The sequence below is a fragment of the Psychrobacillus sp. genome (genome assembly GCF_032154225.1).
Taxonomy (GTDB): domain Bacteria; phylum Bacillota; class Bacilli; order Bacillales_A; family Planococcaceae; genus Psychrobacillus.
This window is the reverse complement of the sequence record NZ_JALDYF010000008.1, coordinates 35,102-58,303: the sequence shown is the minus strand read 5'-3', so window position 1 is coordinate 58,303 and position 23,202 is coordinate 35,102. Positions and strand designations below refer to the sequence as shown.

Annotated in this window: 23 protein-coding genes, 1 pseudogene and 1 riboswitch; of the genes and pseudogenes, 12 read left to right on the top strand and 12 right to left on the bottom strand. The window is 36.5% G+C overall.

The window, feature by feature from the left end; translation table 11 throughout:
• Nucleotides 1–3 precede the first annotated feature (3 nt).
• Genes RUH95_RS12250 through RUH95_RS12235 form a run of 4 tightly spaced genes read right to left on the bottom strand, consistent with a single transcriptional unit; the run spans nucleotide 4 to nucleotide 3,267 of the window.
• Nucleotides 4–759 (bottom strand): energy-coupling factor transporter transmembrane component T family protein, encoded by a 756-nt coding sequence (locus RUH95_RS12250; protein WP_313893161.1) that lies wholly within the window; start codon nucleotides 757–759, stop codon nucleotides 4–6.
• On the bottom strand, nucleotides 740–2,110 hold the full coding sequence (locus tag RUH95_RS12245; RefSeq protein WP_313893160.1) for an ABC transporter ATP-binding protein: 1,371 nt from the start codon (nucleotides 2,108–2,110) through the stop codon (nucleotides 740–742). The genes RUH95_RS12250 and RUH95_RS12245 overlap by 20 nt, the downstream gene beginning before the upstream one ends.
• Nucleotides 2,103–2,681: an ECF transporter S component gene (locus tag RUH95_RS12240; protein ID WP_313893240.1), complete on the bottom strand. Its 579-nt coding sequence runs from the start codon at nucleotides 2,679–2,681 to the stop codon at nucleotides 2,103–2,105. Before RUH95_RS12240 ends, RUH95_RS12245 begins: the two co-directional genes overlap by 8 nt.
• Before the next feature lie 4 nt (nucleotides 2,682–2,685).
• Nucleotides 2,686–3,267, bottom strand: a complete 582-nt coding sequence (locus RUH95_RS12235; RefSeq protein ID WP_313893159.1) for a YkoF family thiamine/hydroxymethylpyrimidine-binding protein — start codon at nucleotides 3,265–3,267, stop codon at nucleotides 2,686–2,688.
• A gap of 83 nt (nucleotides 3,268–3,350) precedes the next feature.
• Nucleotides 3,351–3,457, bottom strand: a riboswitch (TPP riboswitch).
• Between the two features lie 255 nt (nucleotides 3,458–3,712).
• Between RUH95_RS12235 and RUH95_RS12230 the strand changes: the two genes are divergently transcribed.
• A complete protein-coding gene (locus tag RUH95_RS12230) occupies nucleotides 3,713–4,672 on the top strand; it encodes a 2-hydroxyacid dehydrogenase (protein WP_313893158.1) in 960 nt (319 codons plus the stop codon).
• Between the two features lie 82 nt (nucleotides 4,673–4,754).
• On the opposite strand, the gene RUH95_RS12225 is transcribed toward RUH95_RS12230, so the two are convergent.
• From RUH95_RS12225 to RUH95_RS12215, 3 genes and pseudogenes are all read right to left on the bottom strand, one after another.
• A complete protein-coding gene (locus RUH95_RS12225; RefSeq protein WP_313893157.1) occupies nucleotides 4,755–5,462 on the bottom strand; it encodes an ABC transporter permease in 708 nt (235 codons plus the stop codon).
• Nucleotides 5,459–6,307 (bottom strand): annotated as a pseudogene (locus RUH95_RS12220) (ABC transporter ATP-binding protein). The gene RUH95_RS12225 and the pseudogene RUH95_RS12220 overlap by 4 nt, the downstream one beginning before the upstream one ends.
• Before the next feature lie 180 nt (nucleotides 6,308–6,487).
• Nucleotides 6,488–6,652, bottom strand: coding sequence for a LytTR family DNA-binding domain-containing protein (locus RUH95_RS12215; protein ID WP_397469504.1), 165 nt, complete (start codon nucleotides 6,650–6,652; stop codon nucleotides 6,488–6,490).
• A gap of 415 nt (nucleotides 6,653–7,067) precedes the next feature.
• Between RUH95_RS12215 and RUH95_RS12210 the strand changes: the two genes are divergently transcribed.
• The 4 genes from RUH95_RS12210 to RUH95_RS12195 all read left to right on the top strand — a co-directional run bounded on the left by RUH95_RS12210 (nucleotide 7,068) and on the right by RUH95_RS12195 (nucleotide 11,678).
• Complete coding sequence (locus RUH95_RS12210; protein ID WP_313893156.1) at nucleotides 7,068–8,063, top strand: ABC transporter substrate-binding protein; 996 nt, start codon at nucleotides 7,068–7,070, stop codon at nucleotides 8,061–8,063.
• A gap of 42 nt (nucleotides 8,064–8,105) precedes the next feature.
• Nucleotides 8,106–8,999 (top strand): ABC transporter permease, encoded by an 894-nt coding sequence (locus RUH95_RS12205; RefSeq protein WP_313893155.1) that lies wholly within the window; start codon nucleotides 8,106–8,108, stop codon nucleotides 8,997–8,999.
• A complete protein-coding gene (locus RUH95_RS12200) occupies nucleotides 8,996–10,189 on the top strand; it encodes a quaternary amine ABC transporter ATP-binding protein (protein ID WP_313893154.1) in 1,194 nt (397 codons plus the stop codon). Before RUH95_RS12205 ends, RUH95_RS12200 begins: the two co-directional genes overlap by 4 nt.
• Before the next feature lie 100 nt (nucleotides 10,190–10,289).
• Complete coding sequence (locus tag RUH95_RS12195; protein WP_313893153.1) at nucleotides 10,290–11,678, top strand: bifunctional metallophosphatase/5'-nucleotidase; 1,389 nt, start codon at nucleotides 10,290–10,292, stop codon at nucleotides 11,676–11,678.
• A 75-nt stretch (nucleotides 11,679–11,753) separates the two neighbouring features.
• On the opposite strand, the gene RUH95_RS12190 is transcribed toward RUH95_RS12195, so the two are convergent.
• Nucleotides 11,754–12,581 (bottom strand): DNA alkylation repair protein, encoded by an 828-nt coding sequence (locus RUH95_RS12190; RefSeq protein WP_313893152.1) that lies wholly within the window; start codon nucleotides 12,579–12,581, stop codon nucleotides 11,754–11,756.
• Nucleotides 12,582–12,815: 234 nt separating this feature from the next.
• Between RUH95_RS12190 and RUH95_RS12185 the strand changes: the two genes are divergently transcribed.
• From RUH95_RS12185 to RUH95_RS12160, 6 genes are all read left to right on the top strand, one after another.
• The gene (locus RUH95_RS12185) at nucleotides 12,816–13,214 is read left to right on the top strand and encodes a MarR family winged helix-turn-helix transcriptional regulator (RefSeq protein ID WP_313893151.1); all 399 of its coding nucleotides are present in this window, start codon (nucleotides 12,816–12,818) and stop codon (nucleotides 13,212–13,214) included.
• Nucleotides 13,215–13,337: 123 nt separating this feature from the next.
• Nucleotides 13,338–14,162 (top strand): DUF4097 family beta strand repeat-containing protein, encoded by an 825-nt coding sequence (locus tag RUH95_RS12180; protein WP_313893150.1) that lies wholly within the window; start codon nucleotides 13,338–13,340, stop codon nucleotides 14,160–14,162.
• 40 nt (nucleotides 14,163–14,202) lie between these two features.
• The gene (locus RUH95_RS12175; protein ID WP_313893149.1) at nucleotides 14,203–15,462 is read left to right on the top strand and encodes a condensation domain-containing protein; all 1,260 of its coding nucleotides are present in this window, start codon (nucleotides 14,203–14,205) and stop codon (nucleotides 15,460–15,462) included.
• On the top strand, nucleotides 15,459–16,133 hold the full coding sequence (locus RUH95_RS12170) for a DUF6320 domain-containing protein (protein WP_313893148.1): 675 nt from the start codon (nucleotides 15,459–15,461) through the stop codon (nucleotides 16,131–16,133). Before RUH95_RS12175 ends, RUH95_RS12170 begins: the two co-directional genes overlap by 4 nt.
• Before the next feature lie 169 nt (nucleotides 16,134–16,302).
• A complete protein-coding gene (locus tag RUH95_RS12165; RefSeq protein ID WP_313893147.1) occupies nucleotides 16,303–17,061 on the top strand; it encodes an SDR family oxidoreductase in 759 nt (252 codons plus the stop codon).
• A 158-nt stretch (nucleotides 17,062–17,219) separates the two neighbouring features.
• The gene (locus RUH95_RS12160; protein ID WP_313893146.1) at nucleotides 17,220–19,262 is read left to right on the top strand and encodes a bifunctional diguanylate cyclase/phosphodiesterase; all 2,043 of its coding nucleotides are present in this window, start codon (nucleotides 17,220–17,222) and stop codon (nucleotides 19,260–19,262) included.
• A 44-nt stretch (nucleotides 19,263–19,306) separates the two neighbouring features.
• Here the strand turns inward: RUH95_RS12160 and RUH95_RS12155 are convergent, their stop codons facing one another.
• The 4 genes from RUH95_RS12155 to RUH95_RS12140 all read right to left on the bottom strand — a co-directional run bounded on the left by RUH95_RS12155 (nucleotide 19,307) and on the right by RUH95_RS12140 (nucleotide 22,179).
• Nucleotides 19,307–19,783 (bottom strand): methylated-DNA--[protein]-cysteine S-methyltransferase, encoded by a 477-nt coding sequence (locus tag RUH95_RS12155; RefSeq protein WP_313893145.1) that lies wholly within the window; start codon nucleotides 19,781–19,783, stop codon nucleotides 19,307–19,309.
• Nucleotides 19,780–20,346 carry a bifunctional transcriptional activator/DNA repair enzyme AdaA gene (locus tag RUH95_RS12150; RefSeq protein WP_313893144.1) on the bottom strand — a complete coding sequence of 189 codons (567 nt, stop codon included), beginning with the start codon at nucleotides 20,344–20,346 and terminating at the stop codon, nucleotides 19,780–19,782. The genes RUH95_RS12155 and RUH95_RS12150 overlap by 4 nt, the downstream gene beginning before the upstream one ends.
• A gap of 20 nt (nucleotides 20,347–20,366) precedes the next feature.
• Complete coding sequence (locus RUH95_RS12145; protein ID WP_313893143.1) at nucleotides 20,367–21,134, bottom strand: isocitrate lyase/PEP mutase family protein; 768 nt, start codon at nucleotides 21,132–21,134, stop codon at nucleotides 20,367–20,369.
• A 127-nt stretch (nucleotides 21,135–21,261) separates the two neighbouring features.
• Complete coding sequence (locus tag RUH95_RS12140) at nucleotides 21,262–22,179, bottom strand: DMT family transporter (protein WP_313893142.1); 918 nt, start codon at nucleotides 22,177–22,179, stop codon at nucleotides 21,262–21,264.
• Nucleotides 22,180–22,341: 162 nt separating this feature from the next.
• Here RUH95_RS12140 and RUH95_RS12135 point away from each other — a divergent pair, with 162 nt between their 5' ends.
• Entirely contained in the window at nucleotides 22,342–23,112 is a 771-nt protein-coding gene (locus tag RUH95_RS12135; RefSeq protein WP_313893141.1) for a sporulation protein, read from the top strand.
• Nucleotides 23,113–23,202: the final 90 nt, after the last annotated feature.

The following is a 23,202-nucleotide window of genomic DNA, read 5'->3' as shown; positions in this document are numbered from 1 at the left end:
TTATCAACTAAGCCAATGTTTACTCGTACAGCTAACAACAAGAACTGCTAGAAACAAAGCAGCTAATGCACCATCTACTTTACCAATGGAAATAACTTTGAAATAACTGCTTCTTCGTTCTCCTGTAAATCCTCTAGCCTCCATCGCAAAGGCAGCTCGTTCGGCTTTTCGAACAGCCCCTGCTAGCATCGGGATCAAAACTCTTCGAACGCCAAGCAATCTTTGCATAACATTTTTCTCTTGAGTAGCCCCTCTTAACCTGTGAGCTTGCTGAATATGAATAAATTCATCCTTCAAAACAGGCAAAAATTGATATCCAACCATTACACCATAAGCAATTTTAGGTGATAGCTTTAATTGTTGCATTAAGCTCATAATAAAGGCAGTTGGATTAGTCGTAAAAGCGAATAAGAGAGAAAGGCTTGAAAATGCCAAAACACGAAAGCTTAATGATAAAGCATGATACAACTGTGTTTCTGTAATATCTATTGTTCCCATAGACCAAATGATTGGTCCTGTCTGATCTTCCGCAAATACAATTGTCGTCCAGAAATAACCGAAAGCCGTCACAAAAAATGGAATCATAAACAACAGCCACTTCTTCCAATCAACTCGGCTAAATCCAATTTGTAAAAGGAGTACACCTATCCAAAACACAAAAGGTGTCCACGGATCAAAAAAGAAAGCCATCGTAAACATGCAAATAGTAATAGATAAAAACTTCACCGAGGGATTCATCTTATGCAAAGCATGCTTCACGAGTCATCCATCCTTTCGGCGGTACTAAATGATGTTCTACTAACAAATCTTCATTTTGCCAAACTTCAGTGGCTGGAAACTTCCCAGTAAGTCGCCCATTATTCATTAATAAAATCGAATCCGCTATGCAATAAGCAAACTCCATATCATGTGTGACGATGAGGAAAGTGGTTCCTTCTTTTGAGCGTTCATCTATTAATTGAAATAACTCAGACAAAGCAGCGGCATCTTGACCTGAAGTCGGCTCATCCATCAAAATAATATCCCTGCCGTCGGAAAGCATTGCTGCAATGGCAACTCGACGTTTCTGCCCATGACTGACTGCAAACGGATGGGCATCGGAAATTGGCAGTAATTTTAGCCGAGTTATCATTTCATCGACATCATTTCCTCCACCAAATGCTACTTCCTCCCGTACACTTTTCGTCAGAAATAAAAACTCTGGTGATTGTGGCACATATCCTAAACGCTCTGGTTGAACGGTTCCACTAGAAGGGATCAGCCGACATAATGCCTTCAATAATGTTGACTTTCCACTGCCGTTTGGACCAGCAAGAACCACGACTTCTCCGTGATTTAAAGAAAAGGAGAGCTCTTGAAGAAATGGATTCGCACTTACGTTATTCGCCATAAAAGAGGCATCTTTTTGCAGTGAACTCTTCCGCTTTTGTAAAGGTGCAATTTCTTCGGTTTTATTCAATGGAATGCTTCGATCAAAAAAGTTCCCCCAAAGCTCTAATCGATGCTCAATAGCAACAATAGTCATTTTCCGTTTTCGTTGAAGTTGATCCAGCCACTGCACATATTTTTGTGCAGTATAAGGGTCTAAGTGGGCAATCGGTTCATCTAATAATAAAACTTCAGGTTCCATAATAAGTGCACAAGCAGTAGCGATACGCTGTTTTTGTCCGCCAGAAAGCTTTTGAATAACGGAATGACGATATTCACTTAAGTCCGTCAACTCCAACACTTCACCAATTCGGTTCTCCATTTCTTCTCGTCGTATATGCAAATTTTCCAGTGTAAATGCAAGTTCTTCCTCTACGGTTTGCATACAAAATTGTGCATCGGGATCTTGAAAAACAGTCGCTACCCGGTGATTTATTTCCCCAGGAATAAAAGAAAGACTGTCTTTCCCGAAAAGTTCTAATGAGCCAGTTAATACACCGTCACAATTATCTGGATACAACCGATTACATAAGTACAGTAATGTTGTTTTCCCACACCCGCTAGGACCCGTGATTACAACACGTTCCCCGCGACGAATAGATAATGAAACATTCTCTAAAACAAGCTGTTCTTCGTCTGGATAAGAAAAAGAGACATTTTCGAAACGGATGACATCATGCACGTACTTCACCTTTTTTCGTGCGTGAAATGGCGTATCCGCGTAGAGAGCCAGTAGCGAGCAATCCATCTGTTAAAACTTTTCCACCGACACCGGCAATCATAGCACCACTTAATATACGAATTCCGAGCATTAGCATGACATAGCCAGTGCTGTACACTGCAAATCCTCCTAAAAAGTAGCCATATACAAAGCTAAAAACGGATGAGCCGACACCTGCTAACATTAATACCCATAGATCAAAACGTTTGTATCGTGTTGCCGCAAAAACTGCTTCTGCACCCAAACCTTGAATCAGGCCTGCAAGTATTAAACGAGGACCAACTGCATTCCCCAATAAAACCTCAATAGCAGAGGCAATTGTTTCTGAAACGACTGCAGCACCAGGTTTACGAATAATGTACATGCAAATAATAGACACGATAAACCAAATGCCAAAAATCCATTCATACGCAATTGGACCGATAAATCCTGCCCAAATGTTTCCGGCATGGAGGAAAAGTAAATAAACAATACCAAACACAACTGCAAATAAAGACATTAGTACAATCTCTTTTAGCTTCCAAGACTTCAGCATTTTAACGACCTCCATGGGAAGGGCTATTAATACTCATCGAAACAGTCATTGTAAGATGCTTATGTTCCTCCGAGCGCGCATGTGTAAACGACTCTTCATAAAACGCAAACACATCATGAATATCTCCATGAATTCCACTTGCATAATGCATGGACTCATTATAAACACCATGAGCTTTAGCTCGATCTACTTCAGCATAAATAACATTCATATAATCAGGATTATTCATTGGATAAAGAGCGAATTGGGAAGAAACATACTGCTTTGTTGTATCGGTATTCGCAACTTCATCCCCTTTATCTAAAAACACATCTCCAGCGGTATCTCCAGGACAACCAGCAGAAAAAGTACCAGATAACGCAATATGCTCTCCAGTTTTAGCAGCGTGTAAAGCAAGTGCTTTTGCGACATTAAACACATGTACTTGTTTACCACGAATAACAGTAGACACGTCATCCGTATGCATCCATACATTTGAAGTATCTGTTTCTTGTAGTGCTCCTTTAATTACCGAAATAAAATCATTGGTCATCGGATGAAGAGAAAATCGAAATCCGACGATAGGGCTTAAACCGCATTGCATAATAAAAAAACCTCCCGAAAAATTTTCATAAAAAAAAGACCACATCCGTGAAGACGCAGTCACTTATCCAATATGAAAAAATTCGGAAAGTCACCGCACTTCCTCACGCAGGTATTATCCTGATCGAGTTATAAGGGATCGGAGCAAAAAGCTCGCATCTCAGCCAAAGTGGGCACCCCTAGTGCAAAAAAACGGTATGTAGTTTTGCAGATTGTTGACAAACGCTTTCATTCTTCGTTGCTTGTACTTCGTTGTAAGCTCATGAACCTAAGTTCAATTCGCTTCCGCCTCGTACTGGCGCGCCTCGACTGGCAAGCGTTTTCAAGACAATCTGATTTCTTATGTGCCATCAGTATAACCTACTAAATTATCATTGTAAATGGAGTTGCAATATTTTGTGTTTTAATCCATGCTTGAGCTATCAGAATATTTGGAGGTTACAAATTTGAATAAAATATTAATTACCCGCAAGTTGCCGGATGAAGTAGTGAAACCTTTAAAAGATAAATTTGAAATAAAGATGTGGCATAGTGATGATGTGCAAATGACTTATGAAGAACTAAAGTCAGAAGCAAAAGATGTTCAAGCAATTTGGACGATGCTTTCAGATAAAGTGGACCGAGCGCTGATTGAGAGTTTGCCAAATTTAAAAGTGATTAGTAATTTAGGGGTTGGATACAATAATATCGATGTTGAAGCAGCAAAAGAGCATGGAGTTATCGTGACAAATACTCCGGGAGTGTTAACTGAAACTACTGCAGATTTAACATTTTCCTTATTATTAGCTAGTGCTCGTCGTATAACGGAGGCAGAACGTGATCTTCGTGCAGGTTTTTGGAAATCACGGTCACCTATGCAATATACAGGAATGGATGTTTTTGGTGCAACTCTAGGTATCATTGGGATGGGGCGCATTGGAGAAGCGGTAGCAAGACGTGCAAAAGGCTTTGATATGAATGTCCTTTACCATAATCGTACACGAAAAATAGAAGCTGAAAAAGAGTTTGGATTCACTTATGCTGAGCTAGATGCACTGCTTCAGGAATCTGATTTTATCGTTTTATTGACACCACTAACGCCTGAAACGAAGGGATTAATCGGGGAACGTGAACTAGACTTGATGAAAGAAACGGCAACTATTATAAACGTTGCTCGCGGAGGAATCATTGATGAAAAAGCATTATATGACGCCCTTAAAACAAACAAAATTTGGGCAGCTGGGTTAGATGTTTTTGAAACGGAGCCAGTTCCTATGGACAACCCGTTATTAACTTTACCGAACGTCACTGTGTTACCTCATATCGGCAGCGCAAGCGTGCGTACAAGACTTGCAATGATGCAAATGAACGTAGAAGCAATTGAAGCAGTTTTTGAAAATAAAGAGCCAGAAAATCGAGTCGTGTAATGTATAAAAATGTCCTAAAAGTCGAGTGAATATCAACTTTTAGGACATTTTTCTGCAGGTTTAATATTTTTAGTGTTCTATATTAGTCCATCATACGTTTTTTAAATACAGATACTGTTAACAGACAAACGACAACTACCCAAACACTAATAATTCCAAAGTTCGACAAGACGTCTGCGAAGCCTGCACCAGCTTCAACTTTTTCAGCTAAATCAATCAGTTGGACGTTCGGCATATATTCCACCACTTTAAGTATTGGATACTTCTCCGCCCAAACAGTTACAAATGAACCTACCGAAAAAATACCAATGACAGGAAGTACGATGACAGAGGACTCCATCACGGATCTTGCAACTAGCCCTAATAACGTCCCAATTCCAATATAAAATAAACTAGATAAAATAATAGCAACTGCCACGATTGCGATATTTGCAGGTTTGTACTCGGATAAAAATGCACTGAAAAATATAATGACGATTGTTAAGACAAATGATAATAAACTCTTTCCACCTAGGATTTCCAAAGTGCTCGCTGGCGATAACATAAGTCCACGCAATGTATTTTTTTCTTTTTCCTCCGCGATTAAACAGCATTGCACATACGTTCCAACCATTGCAAAAGTCATATTAATCGTCATAAAATGTCCTTGAATCGAATCTACTCCCATACGACTGTATAGAGCTGCCATAATAAGTGGTAAGAAAATGACGATTGATACGGCCATATTCCTTGAAAAATCTTTGTAATCCTTTTGAAAAATAGCGTTTACGCGTTTCCATGAAAAAGTCATACTAATTCTCCTCCTGTCACTTTGACAAAAATATCCCCTAAAGTTGGCTCATTTGAATGTACCGTCACTACTCGATTTTCCTTCATTAATTGATACATTTCTTCAGCTCCTGTCGCATCTTTTTGCAGTACCACTTTTTCTTTATTTTCTAGTTCTACTGTAAGGGTTAAATCAGAAAACTTCTTTTTTAACTCACTTGGTTCATCCATTATTTGGATTTTCCCTTTGTTTAAAAAAGCAACTCGGTCACATAATGTATCGGCTTCTTGCATATCATGCGTCGTTAAAAAAATGGTCGTTCCTTTTTTGTTTAAAGCACGTAATCCCTCATATATATGCAGCGTATTAACTGGATCTAACGCTGAGGTAGGTTCATCTAAAAATAACAGCTCCGGTTCATGAAGAGTAGCTCTCGCTAGTAATACACGTTGCGTCATTCCTTTAGATAATTCGGATACTTTCTTTTTACTCGCTTCTTTTAAGTTCACAAATCCAAGTGCTTCTTCTATTTTCGAAACAGGTAAATCGTATAGCTGGCAATATAGCTTCAAGTTTTCGTGGATGGATAATCTTCCATAAAGGCTACTATTATCTGTTAAAACACCAAAACGTTTACGTGCACTCGATTTTTTTAATGTAGAAACCTTTTCACCAAAAATAAATGCTTATCCGGCTGTTTGATCTAATTGACCAGTTAAAATTTTTATCGTCGTCGTTTTACCCGATCCACTTGGTCCAAGGAAACCAAAAATCTCTCCTTTTTTCACATGAAAGTCGACACCTTCAACAGCTTTAAAATTCGAAAAATATTTCGCTAAACCTTTTACTTCGATTGCATTTTCCATAATCATCCTCCTAATTGTGTTGGCGGAACATTTCTGTTCGATAGCTTTACATTAAGAGTTTTTCTGATTAAGCACAGCATATTTTCGGTGAAAGGAGTTATTTTTGGGGTGAATGGAGCTTATTTAAGGTCCAACAATCTCTTTAAATCCTTCATTTTTGTTTAAGATAACTGGAACAAATTATTTTTCATTGTCTTCAAAAACAAGAGTAGAACTATTTCTCGTCCACGTAATCACTTCCCGAACTTTTTGTGAATTTACAATATAAGATTGATGACTACGAAAAAATCCGAAAGGTAATAATCGTTCCTCTGATGCGTTTAATTTGTCGGATGTATCAATCAAATAACTCGATTTATTTCCCAGGAAATCGACAAAAAAATAAAAAAATTTTTAAAATTAATATTAACGATTTACTGCCTAATATCAACACATTATGATTTTACATTCAATTACTATAAAACGCAGTAAATACAATGGTTTGAAGCTGTTTTTAATTCTATAATAACCAATCAATTAAACGTGGATTGAATATTCAGAATTAGACTTAATTTCAACACTTTTCAGCCAATTTTATTTGCAATGGCTCTGTAAGTCTAGTAGTATTAACACTTATAAATTAGACGTCCCAAAATTTTGGTAATTTTGGAGGTTTAATTGTTGTTAATTTTTCGGCGATTATTCTAAATCTTAAGGTTAATGAAAGGAGGCACGATCCGAGCGTCTAATTTAAAATAAATGAAAAGAGGTAGTAATTCTTATGAGAAAAATGATGTTGTTTTTTTCACTATGCACGCTTTTAGTACTAGCCGCATGTAGCAATGAGGCTAGCAAAGACAGTATTAAGGTGATTAAATTTGCCGATGCAGGATGGGACAGTATTCGTGTCCACAATAGTATCGCACAGTTAATTGTTGAAGAAGGTTACGGCTACAAAACTGAAGTTACAAGTGGAACTACTGCAACAACAATGCAAGCCCTTGAACAAGGAGACATTAATGTCTACATGGAAGTTTGGTCCGATAACGTAAAAGAAGTCTACGAAAAAGCAATTGAAAGTGGAAATATCATTAAGGTAGCTACTAATTTCGATGATAATTCACAAGGATTATATGTTCCAACTTACGTGATAAAAGGGGATACAGAAAGAGGTATTGAGGCAGTTGCACCAGATTTGAAAACTGTCAAAGACTTAGAGAAATATCCTGAAATTTTCCAAGATCCCGAAGACGGCAACAAAGGACGCATTGTTGGTGCACCGTCAAGTTGGGTAGTAAGTGAATACTTGGAGACGAAACTTGAAACATATGACCTTGACGAGCAATACAACTATCTAGCACCTGGATCAGATTCAGCAATCGTTGCCAATTTAGCTGGAGCGTACAAAAAGGGAAATCCATGGGTCGGGTATTATTGGTCACCAACATGGGTAACAGCTAGTTATGATTTGACGTTATTAGAAGATGGTGTACATGACGAAGCTGAATGGGAAGCGACGAAAGGAACAGCATTTCCTCCGAATGATGTTGTAATTGCAGTTCATAAAGATTTACCAACACAAGCAAAAGATGTGGTGGACTTTTTAAGTAAATATAAAACAAGTAATGCATTAACAGAAAGCGCACTTGATTATATGGAAACAAATGATGTTGAGCCTGATGAAGCCGCACACTGGTGGATGAAAGAACATGAGGACCTTTGGACAACTTGGGTGTCCGACGAAGTTGCTAAAAAAGTAAAAGCAGCTTTAAATTAATGGCCTATGAACGAAGTAATCCGACTATGAAATGTGAGGTGAGTGCGGCTGATCTTACGATACAGTCCAACACTTATGAATGAATTTCCAGATATACGAATGCCAATAGGCGATGGCGTCGAAAAATTTATAGATTTTTTAGCATTAAACTTTGAAGCGTTTTTTGATTTTATTTTTATCATTTCCTCTACACTGATTAAGGGACTTGAAGCAGGTTTACTTGCTACTCCATGGTGGGTATTTATCATCATTATTTTCTTATTGGGATGGTATTTCACTACTCTGTCCGGAGGTCTACTTTTTTCCTTTTTTATTTTCCTTATAGGTACTTTTGATTTGTGGCCAGAAACAATGACTACGATTTCAATTGTATTGATCTCCGTTGTACTATCTCTTGCGCTCGGTATACCGCTTGGAATTGGAATGGCATTTAGTAAAGTAATGTCAACTCTTATGAGGCCAATTCTCGATGCTATGCAAACGATGCCAAGCTTTGTCTATTTAATTCCTGTTATTTTCTTCTTTCCATTAGGAAATGTACCTGCAGTAATTGCGACGATTATTTATGCGCTCCCCCCTGTCATCCGTTTAACAGAACTAGGAATTCGCAATGTTGATCAGGATGTGGTCGAATCTGCACAATCATTTGGTTCGTCTAATAGACAAATGTTAATGAAAGTACAGTTGCCACAAGCATTACCAACGATTATGGCAGGTATCAATCAAACAACAATGATGGCCCTATCTATGGCAGTTGTTGGGTCAATGGTTGGAGCACAAGGTTTAGGAGAACGTGTACTTTACGCAATCAATCGAATTGATATTTCACTAGGATTTGAAGCGGGAATTAGTATTGTCTTCTTAGCTATTATTATTGACCGAATTACCGGGGGAATCGCGAAGCGCCTTCAGAAACATAGGAGGGATGCTGCATGACAGTTAAACTAAAAATTGAAAATGTATCTAAAATCTTTGGAGCAAGACCCAAAAAAGTCATACCTATGATAGAAAATGGTGTTTCCAAAGAAGAAATACTTGCCAAAACAGGCCATACAGTAGGAGTTTATAATGCATCTATGGAGATTTTAGAAGGAGAAACCTTCGTAATTATGGGGCTCTCTGGAAGCGGGAAGTCTACATTAATTCGTTGTTTAAATCTACTAAATCGCCCAACATCCGGTGCAATTTACGTTGATGGAGAAAATGTAGTTGGTTATAATAAAACACAATTGAAATACTATAGACAGAAAAAAATTGCAATGGTGTTTCAACACTTTGGACTATTTAGCCATAGAACAGTTCTCGAGAATATCGAGTATGGACTTGAAGTAAGAGGAATGTCGAAAAGTGAGCGTCAGCAAATTGCACAAAAGCACTTAGAAACAGTTGGTCTGAAAGGATATGAACATCAGTATCCAGATGAACTATCTGGGGGTATGCGCCAACGTGTAGGTATTGCAAGAGCACTAGCAAATGATCCAGATATTTTATTAATGGATGAACCTTTTAGTGCACTTGATCCGTTGATTCGACGAGAAATGCAGTTGGAACTTCTAGATATTCAAACTCGACTTCAAAAAACGATTATTTTTATTACCCATGATGTTAATGAAGCATTTAAAATCGGTGATCGTGTAGCGGTGATGAAGGATGGAAAAGTGGAGCAAATAGGCACTCCGGAAGAAATTTTGGATCAGCCAGCGAGCAATTACATTTCTGAGTTTATTCGAGACATCGATCGATCGAAAATATTGCAAGCAGAGCATATTATGACAAAACCATATGGCTTAGTTTCGTTAAAAGATGGTCTTAATGTAGCGACTCAAGTAATGAGAGAAAATGGTATATCTAGTGCGTTTGTTACGGACCGAAAACGTCAATTGCAAGGAATTGTTACAATCGACCAAGCAATTGAGGGGATCAAACAAAAGAAGACGCTGCTAGAAGTAATGTCTACGGATGTAAAAACGGTAAGTCCGGATGAGTACGTACAAGATATTATTCAATATGTCCTAGACTCCAAATATCCGCTTGTTGTAGTTGATGAAGACAAAACGATAAAAGGAATTATTTTGAGAGTCCACGTGCTTGCAAGTTTAATAAGCGATAATGGCGAAGAATTATAATACATTAACCGAGAATTGATCAATTCTCGGTTTTTTTTGTATAGACTAATGTAAAATTTTGTATTAACCTTAATTGAAAATAGTATCTTGGGAGGGAATCATGAGAATAAAAATTATACATACGAATGACGTACATAGTAACTTTGATAATTTTGCAAAAGCCGTAACGCTTATTAAGCAACATAAAGATCATGACACGATAATTCTGGACGGTGGAGATTTCGCTGATTTTAAAAGTATCGAACTTCAAGGGACGAGAGGAATAGCTGCGATTGAATTATTAGAATCAGTCGGTTATGACGCATTGACTATTGGAAACAATGAAATGTTTAACGGAGTAGACACGCTTGAGCATATGGCAAGCAATAGCCCTTTTCCTTTCATTAGTAACAACTTATTTAAAAAAGATAAAACAGCTATTAATGGGATTGTCCCGAGTACTATTTTACTGAAAAATGGTCTGCGAATTCTAATTACTGGTTCCTCTCCTGATATGGGGGAGTTCAATGATGGTTTAGGTATTTATATAAGTTCTTATAAAGAAGCAATTATCGATGAAATAAAAAGAAACGAAGGAAAATACGATATTTGTATTTTGTTAAGTCATGTTGGAACTTTTGTCGATGAAGTACTTGCAGAGGAAATACCAGAAATCGATATTATTATTTCTGCACATGATCATAAGCTATATGCTGAAGCAAGGGTCATTAATAACATAGTTACGAACAGCGCGGGTCAATACGGAGAACATGTTGGAATAGTTGAACTTGAAATAATGAATAATAACGTAAAGCTGATTCATTCTGAAACTATTTCTACAGTAAATGTGGAAAAGGATGAGCAGATAATATCTTTATTGAAAGTGAATAAAGAAAAAGCAATTGTAGTGCTAAGTCAGTCACTTTATGAGCTCGAAAGACCGTTATGGCATGACGTTGTCGAAGAAAATCCAATTACCAATTTAATAGCAGATGGCTTAAAAGATATGCTGAACTGTGATATCGGACTGATTAATAGCGGTATTTGTAATGCAGGTGCGTTCAACAATCTATCCAATAAAAAACTAATTGAAATATGCCCATCACCATTAAATCCTACTTCCTTTGAGATGCAAGGGAAATATATTAAAATGGCTATCGAACAATCACTAGATGCGCAGATTTGTCTTGGTGACGGACGGGGAGCAGGATTTAGAGGGAGATTTGTTGGAAGGTTACACATTGCTGGTGCTGAAATAGTGCATGATGGAAAAACAGTTCATGCAATCTATATGGGCACTAAACCTCTTGAAGAGGAGGCTTGGTATACAGTGGCGAGCTCAGATTACTTACAAAGAGGCTCAGGTTATAAGTGTCTTGCACATAATCGGAACGAAAAATATCGTGCAGAGCATATCAAAGACGTCATTCGACTATATGCAAATAAAGATGGGTTTATAGAAAAGGCTTATGTGAATAGATGGAAAGAGGCTGCTGAAGTATACCAATGAAATTACAAAAGCAGCTTTAAAAAGATATAGTTGTTGGAAATGAGGGGCGTATGACATTACGCCCCTCCATTTTTACTAGCAGGTTTTCATGATTGTTCTTTTCGCTTTTTTAATAATTTTTGCCGTTGCCTTTGTGTCAGATTGTTTTTCCCATTGTTTGCATAGGTCAATCACCCATTCTGATTGCGTTTTGCTCGCATCATTTAACCAGTTTCCAACAGAATCTTGAACATACTTGGACGAATCGGATTTGAGTAGACTAAGAATCGGAAGTACTTTCTGAGGTTCTTGTTTTAATATGTCAATATGCTTGGTCCATACACCTCGCGGACGAATAGACTCTACAGAAAACCTGCGAATATTTTCATCTTCACTTTTTGCCCAATCTACTAATAACCCCACACTTTTGTCTATATCTTGCGAAAGATCTTCTCTAATTGACATCCAAGCAATTTCTCGCACACCAAAATGGTGATCTGCAGCAAAAGGAAGGATATATTGTAATTTATTTGTTAAGGAGTCATTTGGGTTTTTATTCATAAATGCTGCCCAACATCTGACACTGTCGGAAACATGGTTAGAGCATTTCGCCGTAACGTCTTCTCTTGTACTATTACTTTCTTCTATAATAGCTATATCTAATAAAGCTCCAGTCATGCGTATAGCTTTCATCCCAGTTTCCACTTCGTTCTTTCTCAATTCAGCTATTATAAACTCTAACTTATGTTCTAAACCTATCGATGGCAAAACATTTTCTAGTAAGCAAATATGATTAATAGCTAGCCACTCTGTTAGATTAGCACTCTCTATTTTTCCTTGATTAAGTAACGTGAAAACTTCCTTCGGGATTTCGCTTACTTTTCTGGCACCTTTTCTATTAAGAATGTCTTCTCTCACAACCATTTCATATCCTCCTTTAAAATTCAGTTGTTATATGAAAAAAACTGAAAGTTAAAAATAGTATAGAACATAAGTTTGTTTTTGGCTAATAAAACGTACCTATTTTTATAGGCACTTTTCTTGCTCAACTCATAGCATTTCATATATGGGCACTTATAAAGATAAAAATATGTTATTATAATAAAATATATAAAAACAATATATTTTAGTTATTAAACATATAAAAGGATGATAAACATGGAACAAGAAGTTTCACACAAGGTATTGGAAGAAATGTTTGGGATTCAAGATAAATCAACAAGATTTATGGCTTCTCTCAACTATGATGAACATATTTCGAAAAATCTTATGATGTTATTATTTCACCTTAGACTTTATCGACACATGAAAATCACGGAAATAGCAGAAGCATTCATGCTAACTCCTGGTGCAGCAACTAATATGTGCGATAAGCTTGAAGAGTTGGATTATGTAGAAAGAGTAAGAATAAAGGACGATAGAAGGGTTGTTAGAGTTTCACTTACAAAAAAAGGAGAGCAAAAAGTGGAATCGATCTTTGTGAAGTACTCACAAGCAGAATTAGAACATATTTCAAAAGTATTAGCAGAGATTAATGTCCTGTTTAGCAAATTATAAAGAGCAAAAAGATTATTTTTTCGAAAATAGTCTTTTTTTTATTGACTTTTAACTTCAGTATTTATATATTGTAACGAATAAATGTTTTAGTTGTTAAAATATATAAAAGGAGATGTATTTCAAGTGAAAAAAATTATTATGATTGGAGCGGGTGTTGTGGCAGTTGTTGGTGGTTTGTTATTTAGTAGGATAGAAGGTTCATTTCAATATAAAGAAACACTCAAAGATAATGTACAAGAAGTAACTAAAATACGGATAGATACAGACGTAGCAGATATTAAAGTAACTTCGGAAGGGTCGGAACTCCAAGTCACATTCAAAGGGAACAAACCTTTTTTCAAAAATCCTTCATTAAAAGTAACTAACAACGATGGGGAAGTTGAGATAAAAGGAACGATTGGAAAATGGCTAAATATTATTCCCGGAACTCATAGTAAAGGAGAAATGATCATAAATATTCCTCCGAATATAGTACAGAGTGTTCAAATACATACAGGAGTTGGGAATATTCATCTGGAAGACATGACAGGTTTAGATGAACTAACTTTGGCATCAAATGTTGGTAGAATACAATTGGATTCTTTCAAAGGAAATCGACTGAATATAAATGCAAAAAATGGTTCGATCGAGTTAGGTGAAATAGATGGGGAAGTTCATGTGAAAAATAGGATAGGAAAAATAAAAGTGGTCAGACTATTAACAATAAAAGGTGAGAGTACTATTGCATCTGGAAATGGTACAATAAAGCTTACATTACCTAGTGATGAGAATGGGTTAGGATATGGATTGAACCTGAAAACTAAAAATGGGAAAATCAAAGACGAATCTATGAAACTTCCAAGGGATAGCATTCAAAAACAAACTACAGGTCAAAAGTTGAACATACGACCTGAGGAAACGAATAAATTGTCGATATCTGTTTCAGTTGGAAATATAGAGATTTATTAGTCATTATGTGAATGATTCTCTAAAATAAAGGAGCACCACTATGAATAAATGGCATAAATTAGACAATGCTGCAAAGATATTTCCTGCAGTAAAAAATGAATCCAATACATCTATCTTTCGTGTTGCTATGATTCTTCATGAAGCCATACAAAGTGACATTTTGCAAAAAGCAGCAAATATAACAATTCAAAGGTATCCTATGTTATCTGTAGAAATTAGAATGGGGACTTTTTGGAACTATTTGAGTGAACAAGATGGAACAGTAGTGATTGAGCAGGAAAAGGACTATCCATGTTATCCGATAACTGACGGCCGATTATTGAGAGTTTTATACTATAACAAACGAATATCAGTGGAAGTTTTCCACAGCATTACAGATGGAGCAGGGGCAGTAGAGTTTCTGAAAACATTGGCGCATCAATATTTGCTATTGCTTGGTCACAACATAAAAAGCGAAGGATTAATCATACTTCCAGAAGAGATGCCTACTAAGCATGAAATAGAAGATAGCTATTTAAGATATTATGAGCCATCACAGTCACAACGATTAAAAGAAGAAAAAGCATTCCAACTATATGGAACACCTATCGAACCCTTTGGAAATAATGTCATAAGTGGGGTTGTAAGTGCATCACAATTGAATAAAATTGCGAAGCAAGAGGGAGCTACAATTACAGCTTACTTAACGGCTTTATTGATTTACAGTATTTATTCCGAAACGATGAAATATGAGAAAGACGAAGAAAAAATAATTATTGCAGTTCCAGTTAGTTTAAGAAAACTATTCCCTTCTAAGACATTGAGAAACTTTTTTAGTGTCGTAAATATTGGAGCTACAGTTACTGAAAATACAACATTTTCGATGATTTTGGAAGAAGTTATTAAACAGCTTACTCAAAAGACCGAAAAAGAAAATTTACAGCAAAACATATCGAGCAATGTCCTAATGGAAAAGAGTATTTGGATTAAGATTGTTCCTCTTTTTATCAAACATGCCTTTTTGAAATATAGTTTTGACAGCTTGGGGGATAGTAGAAAAACGGTTACGCTCTCGAATCTAGGTAGAATTGTTTTGCCAGAAGAGATGAGCAAACATGTGGATCGAATGGAAACTGTCGTGTACCCGACAGCGAAAAGCCCTATCAATTGTGGGATTTGTTCGGTAAATGATCAGTTAACGATAACTTTTACAAGACGAATCGTTGAAACGGAAATTATTCAATATTTCTTTCGTCATTTGGCAGATGTCACGAAACTTGATGTTACAATTTATTCGAATGAATGGGGTATACGGAAATGACCAAATGTGAAAATTGCCACGTAACTCTTGGTGGACAACTATCGAGATGTCCTCTATGTTTAAAGGCTCTTCAATTTGAATCTGATCATACAGGGGAAAGTCTATATCCTGTTTATAACAATGGTATTGAAAAAAAGAATTTAAAGTTTAAAATATTTCTATTTTTATCCATCGTTGTTTGTAGTATTTTAACATTAGTAAATATACTAACATTCCAGATAGCACCAATTTTATGGTTTATCTATGTTTTAATAATTGTTATTTATCTATGGATTTTCATAGGTCATACGATTAAATCGAAACGAAGCATAGGGTCAAAAATTTTATTACAAACGCTTGGTGCATCATTTTTACTGTTCGCAATAGATCTCAATTCTGGTTATGGTAAATGGTCTGTCAATATCGTTATACCAGTTATTGTAATGGTAGGTATTCTCTTTATCACATTTAAAATGTCGACTAGGAAGATGCAGTGGAATGAGTATATTGGATACACTATTTCCATGATTCTTGTTGGTTTCATCCCTATTATCCTGTTTCTTATAGGGGTTTCTAATATACTTTGGCCAAGTGCAGTGGCCGCACTATTTTCCGTTTTAGCTATTGTAGGAATGTTCATTTTTGCTGATAAACGCTTTAAAAATGAATTTATTAGACGTTTTCATTTGTAGTTTTTTCTTATTAAACTTAATAAATATGTCACATAATTAACATAAAATACTTTGCTGACTAATTGAATATAGTATGTTAGTTCTAATATAATAAAGATAGGATGTTCATTAGCTGCATCCTTAATATATAAATGAAAGCGCATACAATTTGATTGGGAGGAAAAAAACAATGAAACTTCAAGACAAAGTTGCAGTAGTAACAGGTGCAGGTTCAGGTATGGGAAAAGCAATCGCTAATCTTTACGCAAAAGAAGGTGCAAAAGTAGTCGTTTCTGACATTAATACAGATTCAGCTAATGTCACAGTAGAAGAAATTAAAGCAAATGGCGGCGAAGCTATAGCAGTAGTTGCAAATGTTGCAAAAGAAGAAGATATTCAACATCTAATTGATACAGCTGTAAGTACTTACGGAACTGTAAACATTTTAGTCAACAACGCTGGTATCATGGATAACTTTGTTCCAGCAGCTGAAGTAACAGATGAATTATGGGACAAAGTATTTGCGATCAATACAACTGGACCAATGCGTGCAATTAGAAAAGTACTCCCAATCTTCCTTAAACAAGAAAACGGAGTGATCGTAAATGTTGCATCTGTGGGTGGTTTAATGGGATCTAGAGCAGGGGCGACATACACTGCATCGAAACATGCTGTTATAGGATTAACGAAAAGTGTAGGATTCCAGTATGCGACACTTGGAATTCGTTGTAATGCGATTGCACCAGGTGGAGTAAATACAAACATTGGAACGACAATGAGCAACCCAAATGAATTTGGAATGGGAAAAGCAATGTCTGGAGCTGGCTTTAATCCAAGATCGGGAGAACCAGAAGAAATTGCGAAAGTTGCATTATTCCTAGCTTCTGATGATTCTAGTTTTGTAAATGGAACAGTAATTACTGCAGATGCAGGTTGGACTGCTTACTAAAATAAATTAGTAATATATCTATATACCTGAGAGAGCTACTAAAGTGTTAATACTTTTAGTAGTTCTCTTTTTTTATTACATAGTTTTAACTACACAGTATTAACGTTACGTGGTATAGTTTTAAAATCAAAAATGTTCGCAGAAAGGGGGAGGCAGCTGTGTTTAATAGCCCTTCACAAACTAGTTTTCTAGTACTAGATGGAGAATATTCGATTTCTCTTGTAGCTTTATCAATTTTTGTTGCGATAGTAGCTTCTTATACTGCATTATCAATGAATGAACGGGCGCAGCAAAATAGTTTTTTTCATAAAAGTTTTTGGCTTATACTTGCAGCGATCGCAATGGGATTTGGTATATGGTCCATGCACTTTATTGGGATGAGTGCTTTTTCTTTACCAGTAGATATGAAATATGACAAGCTTTTAACGGTTTTTTCGGTTATACCGGCGATGCTTGCTTCATTTTTAGCTTTTTATTTGGCTGATCTCAAAAAGAGAACTTTTTGGTCTTATACATTAGCTGGTATTGCGATGGGCATAGGTATTTCTTCGATGCATTATCTTGGAATGTACGCCATGAAAATGGATATTATTTACGCATATGATAAAAGTCTATTTGCAGCATCCATTCTCATTGCAGTTGTTGTTTCGGTAGTAGCTATTTATATCTTTTCTACTTTGCAAAGGTATATGAAAAATCGTTTCATCCAAATTATTACGTCGATAGTTATGGGTCTAGCAGTTTCAAGTATGCATTATACAGGAATGGCAGCCATTACATTTTATGTTCCGAAAGGTTTTGTACCAGATCCAGTACATGCCCATATGGAGGGGATGTACGGAATAGCGATAAGTGTAACAATTGGCATGGCAATGTTACTTGGCTCTTTACTAATTTCAAGTATAGTAGATCGTTATGTAGAATATCGGGCAAATTATTACGATGTATTAACAAAACTACCGAATCGCCGATTGTTTGAACAGAAATTAAAGAAGGCATTATTTCCCGAGCATCTAGCTATTATACATATACATGACTTGGAGTATATAAATAGAGAATATGATTATCAATTTGGTGATGAAGTCATTCAGCGGTTAGCTGCTTTACTAAAATCGTTAACACCTCCTTTAATTGACCTTTATCGTATTGAAGGAAATCGTTTTGCATTGTTAACAAGAGACAAAACGGGAGAAAAGCAATTTCGTGAAGGTCTGATGAAAATGGCAGAAGCACTTCATCAACCACATATTATTCGCAATCAAGAAATTATTATTCCGACAGTTTGCGCAGTATCAACTGCATCTAATGAAGAAGAAGCAGTAACTATTTACTCGAATGCACTAGCCGTTTTAAATTACCCTTCGATTCAATTTAATCATGAAGTAATTTACTATGATCCAGCAATCCATACATATACTTTCGAACGAGAAATTGCTGATAGTGTTGTACGTGCAATGAAGGAAGATGAGCTATTCCTTGTGTATCAACCGAAAATTAGTGTGAATACGCATGAAGTGATGGGTGTTGAAACATTGCTTAGATGGCATCATCCTGCATATGGAATGCTTTCACCAGCAGTCTTCATCCCAATACTGGAAGAGAATGACCGAATGATTGATGTGACGGATTGGATTATTGAGCGTGTATGTCAGCAAATCTCTGCTTGGCGTAGTGAGGAAACTTCTTTTGGGCAAGTAGCAATCAATATTCCAGGTCAGTATGTTACTGCACCACGATTATTGCAAGTATTGAAACGTACGCTACATGACTATAAGCTGGAACCGCAACAATTAGAGCTGGAAATTACAGAAACTAGTTTTGTGAAAAATATTGCAGAAGCAATGCGTGCTGTAAGTACTTTCCGTCAAGAAGGTTTCTCGGTAGCGTTAGATGATTTCGGCACAGGGGTATCGTCCCTTTCCTATTTAAAACAAATGCCTATTTCTACACTAAAAATAGACAAGTCATTTGTCGATGGTATTCCAGAGTCCTCCAAGGATTCTTCAATTATTCAAGCGATCATAGCGTTAGGTAGTTCATTAAACTTATCGATTGTTTTCGAGGGAGTTGAAACGAAGGAACAAGTAGAGTTTCTAGCGTCTACATGTGATGAGCCAATTATTCAAGGATATTATTTCTCGAAGCCACTGAAAACAGACGAGTTGCTCGATTGGCATCAAGTATTTAAGTCCCGTATATAGAATGAAAGATAACCGCTTACCTTAATAGAGGTAGGCGGTTATTTTTATTGAAACTTCTGTTCGTGCTCCAGTAGCCATTCTTTTCTCCAAAGACCACCTGCATAGCCAGTCAGCTTTCCGTTTGAACCAATAATTCGATGACAGGGAACTACGATGCTTAGCTTATTTTTACCATTCGCACTCCCTACTGCACGAATCGCTTTTTCATTGTTAATTGCAATAGCAATATCTTTATAAGATCCAGTTACAGCGTAAGGAATTGTCATTAATGCATTCCACACACCTTTTTGAAATTCAGTACCAGTGCTAGTATGTGGGAAAGTGAATTGTTGTCTCTTTCCTTGAAAATATTCATCCATTTGATTATAGCAATCTTGTAAAACTGCCGGAGTTTCCGCGGTAAGTGTATGTACAACCACCTCTTGATCTGCAAAAAGTATAGATGTAATAACTTTGCTTGTCCCGACAATTTCTAAAACCCCGATTGGAGTTGGATAATCTACTTGAAAATACGTTGTCATATTGAAACCTCCTTTCTCCGATAATCACTTGGAGTGCAATTTTTGAAACGGAGAAACACTTTATAAAAATTAGATGTACTTTGAAAGCCTATTTCATAACATATTTCTAAATTTGTTTTATTAGTATTTCTCAACAGATAAGCTGCCTTATCTATTCTTATTTTTTCTAAATACATACGTGGCGTTTCGAGTGTTTCTTGTTTGAAAAGTCGTTCTAAATAATAGGCGCTCAATCCAACATGATTAGCGATATCTTTTAGCATAATCTTTTCATTTGAATGGTTGATCAAAAATGCGATAACGCTTTGAACTAGCTGGGTATTTGGTGAGTGATCTACTTCTGGCTTACATCTTTTACAAGCTCGGTATCCATCTATTTCTACTTGTTTTCGATCGAGGTAAAACTTGACGTTTTGCTTCTTCGGTTTTCTAGAACGGCAGGAAGGGCGGCAATATATTTTTGTTGTTTTCACAGCGGTATAAAATAATCCGTCATATGTCTGGTCACAAGCAATAATCTTTTCCCATTTTTCTTCGAATGAAAGATTGACTGTAGCTAGCATGCACCTTCCCACCCTTTCAGTTATGAATATAAAGATTCTGTATCCTTTAACTCGAATAGTTGTGTTGCATTCATGTCCATAAAAGCAATGATTTTGTCAGATAATGCATTTCCAAAGCTGAATCGTTGCACTCCTAATGCTTTAAGCTTATTACAATTAGTTAATCCAGGTAAAGATAAAACATTCAGTGGTGCTTGAATTTTTACTGCAAGTTCACGAATGTCTTCATCTAATAATACACCAGGAACAAAAATTCCACTTGCTCCACTTTCGACGTATGCATTTCCACGTTCGATAGTTTCTAAAAGTGGCTGTTCCTTTTGAAGATATGTATCCGTTCGGGCATTAATAAAGAAATCTTTATATCCTCGTTCATCTAAAGCACGACGTATTTTATATAAAAGGTGTGCATGCTCGGCAATATCTCTTAGTCCATTCTTTTTTTTGAAGGAATCTTCAATATTAATACCGGCAACTCCTACATCTGCTGTGCGTAAAACATTTTGCACAATCCTTTCAACATTGTCCCCGTAACCAGCCTCAATATCTGCTGAGACTGGAATTGTTACATGCTCAGCGATCGTTTGAATAATGCGTAAATGCTCACCAAAGTCTACAAGTTCACCATCTTGCAAACCAAGTGAATTAGCAATGCCCCAACTAGTCGTACCAATTGCTTGAAACCCAGCTTTTTCTAAAGTTAAAGCTGAAAGTAAATCCCATGCATTGCCTAAAAACAAAAATTCCTCTGAATGATGAAGCTTATTAAACATTTCAATTTTGTTCATACTACTTCCTCCTAATGAATGATGTAATTCATTTTAACAAGTAGTGGGAGTAAATTTCGTCCTCTTTCTTGCGCTTATGGTCTAAATATAAAAAGACCAAGAAACAAGTTCCTAGGTCTTTTGGGGTCTATTCATTAGATACAGATTTCATAATTCCTTTTCGAACTAAACTCTGCTTTTTCCCGAATATATTCACAATAAGTACACCTGAAATAGCAACAGTTCCTCCAATAATGGAAATCGGTGTCGGCAATTCATGTAACCAAACCCATGCTATAAAAATGGCAATGACCGGCTCTAGATACAATGTGCTCGAAACAGAGCTAGCTTTGCTAAGAGATAACGCGATAGCCCAAGTAAGGTAAGCAACAGCAGTAGGGAAAATCCCAAGATATACCGCTGAAATATTAGCTTCTAGTGTTGCCTGTTGAATGCCCTGCACAAGACCAGGTGAAAAAATGAGAAATGGTATCGTGCCAGCCCATGTGAAGTAAGCTGTTAATTCAATCGGATTATACTTTTTGAATAATGGTTTCTGATAGACAAAAAATATGGATGTTGCAATAGCAGAAATAAAAACCAAAAAAACACCTGGAGAAATACTAAAAGCTGAACTACCGGTACCTAATGCAATGAGCAAAATTCCCGTGAAGCCAACTGCGAGTCCAAGCCAGCCGGTCGTCCCCAGATTTTCTTTTAAAACGATAACAGCAATAATTGTCGTGAAAATCGGAGCTGATCCTATAAGCATACCAGCAGTTCCGGCAGAAATCGCTAATTGACCAAAAGTGATGCATATATGATAAACACTAATTCCTACCCAGCCAAGTAGTAAAATATTAAAAATATCTTCTTTTTTCGGCAATCGAAACTTAACGCCTGGCCATAAAGCAATAACGACAAATATTAATGAAGCAATGATAAAACGAATTAAGACCAAATGCCCTGCAGAATAGCCACCTTTTAAACTGGCACCTATAGCTGCAAAAGAGGACCCCCATATAAGAACCGTCATAGACGCTAAAATGAAAGCTTTCGTATTCAATTTTCTTCCACCAAACTTTCTACATAAATAAACCCTATTCGACATAGGGAACTTATTCATGATAGACCTTTCAAATCAGTGTGACAAGAAATATTTCTTTCCTTGAAACTTTTAAATGTCGTTTTCGTACAGTAATAAAACAATGTAAAGGAGCATGAATAGATGTCATTTTTTAATAAAGTACTCGCTAGCTTTGGAATAGGTGGAGCAAAAGTAGATACGAAGCTAGAAAAGTCTACGTATACTGCCGGAGAAACAATGAAAGGAGAAGTGGAGGTTTATGGAGGAAGTTTAGAGCAGCAAGTGGACTCTATTTATTTAACAGTAAATACAACATATATTAGAGAGTCGGATGATAGAAAATACACGCAAGTTGCTGCAGTACAAAAGTATAAAGTTAACGAGCCATTTACAATTGGCGCAAACGAAACAAAAGTAATACCATTTACTATTGAGCTTCCGATTAACACTCCAGTTACAATTGGAAAAACACAAGTATGGGTGAGTACAGGTTTAGATATTAAAAATGCAGCAGACCCTGAAGATAAAGATTTCATAGAAGTTCGTCCATCTAAGCTTGCCGGTCAAATTTTAGGAGCGGTAGAGCAATTAGGCTTTGAGCTACGAAAAGCAGAATGTGAACAGGCTTCCAGAAAAATTCGCACGCAGTATCCATTTGTGCAGGAATTTGAATTTGTTCCTACAAGCGGTGCTTTCAGAGGAAAGTTAGATGAAGTAGAGATAGTTTTTATATCGCAATCTGAGCAATCAGCAGATTTTCTTATGCAAGTAGACCGTAAGGCGAGAGGCTTTGGAGGTTTCCTTTCCGAAGCATTTGAAATGGATGAAAGCCATATCCGCCTTTCCATATCCGCACAAGATGCACCGTACTTAAAAGAAAAGTTAAAACAAGTTATTTCTAAATACCTTTAATGTTAAATAAACCTAAAGTTTTAGCGATATTTTCCTAATGAAGTAAAGTGATTCACCATCTAGTATGTTCCAAATAGAAAAGGATAAAGT

Coding starts and splice junctions, on each gene's coding strand:
- RUH95_RS12235 (WP_313893159.1), bottom strand. CDS start 3,267: ATGCAATGCGGTTTAAGCCCTATCGTCGGATTTCGATTTTCTCTTCAT.
- RUH95_RS12225 (WP_313893157.1), bottom strand. CDS start 5,462: ATGACTTTTTCATGGAAACGCGTAAACGCTATTTTTCAAAAGGATTAC.
- RUH95_RS12210 (WP_313893156.1), top strand. CDS start 7,068: ATGAGAAAAATGATGTTGTTTTTTTCACTATGCACGCTTTTAGTACTA.
- RUH95_RS12200 (WP_313893154.1), top strand. CDS start 8,996: ATGACAGTTAAACTAAAAATTGAAAATGTATCTAAAATCTTTGGAGCA.
- RUH95_RS12195 (WP_313893153.1), top strand. CDS start 10,290: ATGAGAATAAAAATTATACATACGAATGACGTACATAGTAACTTTGAT.
- RUH95_RS12190 (WP_313893152.1), bottom strand. CDS start 12,581: ATGGTTGTGAGAGAAGACATTCTTAATAGAAAAGGTGCCAGAAAAGTA.
- RUH95_RS12185 (WP_313893151.1), top strand. CDS start 12,816: ATGGAACAAGAAGTTTCACACAAGGTATTGGAAGAAATGTTTGGGATT.
- RUH95_RS12175 (WP_313893149.1), top strand. CDS start 14,203: ATGAATAAATGGCATAAATTAGACAATGCTGCAAAGATATTTCCTGCA.
- RUH95_RS12170 (WP_313893148.1), top strand. CDS start 15,459: ATGACCAAATGTGAAAATTGCCACGTAACTCTTGGTGGACAACTATCG.
- RUH95_RS12165 (WP_313893147.1), top strand. CDS start 16,303: ATGAAACTTCAAGACAAAGTTGCAGTAGTAACAGGTGCAGGTTCAGGT.
- RUH95_RS12155 (WP_313893145.1), bottom strand. CDS start 19,783: ATGACAACGTATTTTCAAGTAGATTATCCAACTCCAATCGGGGTTTTA.
- RUH95_RS12150 (WP_313893144.1), bottom strand. CDS start 20,346: ATGCTAGCTACAGTCAATCTTTCATTCGAAGAAAAATGGGAAAAGATT.
- RUH95_RS12145 (WP_313893143.1), bottom strand. CDS start 21,134: ATGAACAAAATTGAAATGTTTAATAAGCTTCATCATTCAGAGGAATTT.
- RUH95_RS12135 (WP_313893141.1), top strand. CDS start 22,342: ATGTCATTTTTTAATAAAGTACTCGCTAGCTTTGGAATAGGTGGAGCA.